The sequence below is a fragment of the Faecalibacterium sp. Marseille-Q3530 genome, from assembly GCF_017377625.1.
In the GTDB taxonomy this organism is placed as follows: Bacteria; Bacillota; Clostridia; order Oscillospirales; family Ruminococcaceae; genus Faecalibacterium; species Faecalibacterium prausnitzii_E.
The window spans coordinates 1-2,735 of sequence record NZ_JAFREH010000034.1 but is presented as its reverse complement, the minus strand read 5'-3'; the positions used below and the strand labels follow the sequence as shown (position 1 = coordinate 2,735).

Here is a 2,735-nt window from a genome sequence, read left to right as displayed (position 1 = left end):
GAAAACTTGCTGCGGCCATCAGCTTCACAGGACAGCAGCACGGTGGCATTGTAGGTCTTGCCCTTGGCGCTCTTGCAGTCCTTCAGCCGGACCCGACCATCCCGCAGCAGCTTGTCTGCCACATGGGCGTCCAGACGCTTGCCCAGACGCTTAAAGAACGCATTGTCCTTCCACAGCACGAAACGGCAAGGGTTGGATTCACAGAACCAGCCTTTTTCACGCTCTACAACATTTGCACCGCAATTCGGGCAGACACCAATAATTTTGTTTTTCATAAGCGCATTCGCTCCTTTTTTCATTTCCGTGTTCTTTACCAGTTCGGTAATCATCGTATTGATCTCGGTCATAAATTCGCTCGGCTCCATTTCGCCACGTTCGATTTGCAGCAGCTTTGTTTCCCAATCGGCGGTCATTTCCGGGGATTGGATTTCTTCGGGCATCACAGTGATAAGGGCTTTTCCCTTATCCGTGGGCAGCAGCACCTTGGTTTTCTTGGTGCCCTTCCGTTCCAGAAAGCCCTTCTGCACCAGTTTTTCAATAGTTGCGGCACGGGTTGCCGGAGTGCCGATACCCTGACGCTCCACGCCCTGCGGCATACTGTCTGCACTGGCGGTTTCCATAGCGTGCAGCAGGGTGTCCTCGGTAAAATGCTTCGGCGGAGACGTTTGACCCTCCTTTAGCTCGGCGTTGAGAATGCCGCACTCGTTTTCGGCTGCATTGGGCAGGGCGGTGAGTTCCTGTTTTCGGTTCAGGATGTCTGCCAGCACCTTGCGTTCCACCGCTTTCCAGCCTTCCTCCAGAACCTCCTTGCCCTTGGCGGTAAACTCCTCCCCGGCACATTCGGTGGTCAACATGGTTTCCAGATACCGGAAGGGTTTGCCTACCGCCATCAGCGTCCGGGCAATGATGAGTTTCAGGGCGTTCTGCTCGCCCTTGGGCAGTGCGTCCAGATTGGCTTGCAGCATACTGCGAGTGGGCAGAATGGCGTGGTGGTCGGTGACTTTTTCCCTGTTGACGGTGCGCCGTGTCCGGGGCACCGCCTCGTCCACATCTTCCGGGGTAATGTTGAGAAACCTTTCCAGTTCCTCAGTCAGTTCCTCCAGCATTTCCTCGTCATCGTCGGTGATATAGCAACTATCAGTTCTGGGATAAGTGGTAAGTTTCTTTTCATACAGGTTCTGCACATAGTCCAGCGTCTGCTGTGCGCTATATCCCAACAGGCGGTTGGCATCCCGCTGAAGTGTAGTCAGGTCGTACAGCGGCGGTGGATTCTCGGACTTTTCCTTGTGGGTGATGCGCTGGATCGTTGCCACCATCTCCTTTCGACAGGCTTCCAGCAGGTTCTCTGCAACGGTTTTTTCAGGAATGCGGCGGCTGGATGCCGTGCAGCCGCTGGTCAGTTCCAGATCCACCGTGTAGAATTTCTCCGGCACAAAGGCGGCGATGGCGGCTTCCCGAACCACCGTCATGGCAAGCACCGGGGTCATAACACGCCCCACCGCCAAAGGCTGGTTGTACAGACACGAAAAAAGCCGGGACGCATTGATGCCGACCATCCAGTCGGCACGTTCCCGGCAGAGTGCTGCATTGTACAGCGCGTCGTATTCAGTTGACGGTTTGAGTTTCTGAAAACCCTCGCGGATAGCGTTTTCTTCCATGCTGGACAGCCACAGACGGGAAAAGGGCTTTTTGCAGCCTGCTTGCTGGTACACCAAGCGGAAGATCAGTTCTCCCTCTCGGCCGGAATCGCAACTGTTCACGATGCTATTCACATCCGGGCGGTGCATGAGTTTTTTCAGGATGCCAAACTGCTTTTTGGTGCTGGCAGACACCGGATACTGCCACTTCTGCGGCAGGATGGGCAAGTCTGCAATGCTCCACTTGACGTACTTGGCATCGTAGACATTGGGCGGAGCCAGCTCCACCAAGTGCCCCATGCACCAGCTGACGAGATAGCCGTTGCCCTCAAGGTAGCCATCCTGACGGCTGGTGGCACCAAGGACTTTTGCATAGGACATAGCGACGGATGGCTTTTCCGCCACGACTAATTTTGCGATAAATATCCCTCCAATCTGTTTCGGATTGCAATATGTAGGCGGCAGACCGCCGCCTTAAAATCAGATGGGTTCGGTATCATCCTCGCCGGTGTCCTCCGGCTCGTCCTCGGTGGGAATCTCAAAATCGCCCTTGTCCTCGGTGTAGTTTGCATCAGGGTCAAGGGCTTCTTTTTCAGCCTGCTTTTTCTGCTTCTGCTTTGCGAAAGCGTAGAAGCCGCCGCCTGCCACAAGTGCAATCAGCACGACCACCCCCAGAAAGCCGGACGCGATCTTTGTGACTTTGTTTTCCTTGGGCTGTTCCGTGCCGGATGCCGCCGCTTCTTCGACGACTTTCTTGGCTTCTTCCTCGGCTTTCAGCCTGTCCTGTTCAGCCTGTGCCGCTGCTTCCTTTTCAGCGGTATAAGCATCGGCAGCATCTTCCTCCATCAGAGCCAGAAGGTCGGCTTCGTCCACAAGGTTCATAAAGTGAACGGTCTGCTGTCCCTTGGCGTTGCGGTCAATCACCAGATAGAAAGTCGCACCCGACTTCGACACCAGCGTGATGAACTGCTGACCGCTGCCATCGGAATAGTCGGTGTGGTAGTCGTCTACCAGCGTCAGGTTGCCCTCCGGGGTCAGGGCACCAGCGGTTTCATCCGTGACTGTGACAACATCTTCCTCCACGACTTCCGGCAGAAC

The 2,735-nt window shown here is 55.2% G+C and carries 2 protein-coding genes; both read right to left on the bottom strand.

The window, feature by feature from the left end; all coding sequences use genetic code 11:
- Positions 1-2,018, bottom strand: a 2,018-nt coding sequence (locus J3350_RS13790; protein WP_242700305.1) for a DNA topoisomerase 3, incomplete at its 3' end; no start/stop codon positions are given.
- A 99-nt stretch (positions 2,019-2,117) separates the two neighbouring features.
- The coding region (locus J3350_RS13785) for a DUF4366 domain-containing protein (RefSeq protein ID WP_207687010.1) at positions 2,118-2,735 on the bottom strand (618 nt) is incomplete at its 5' end.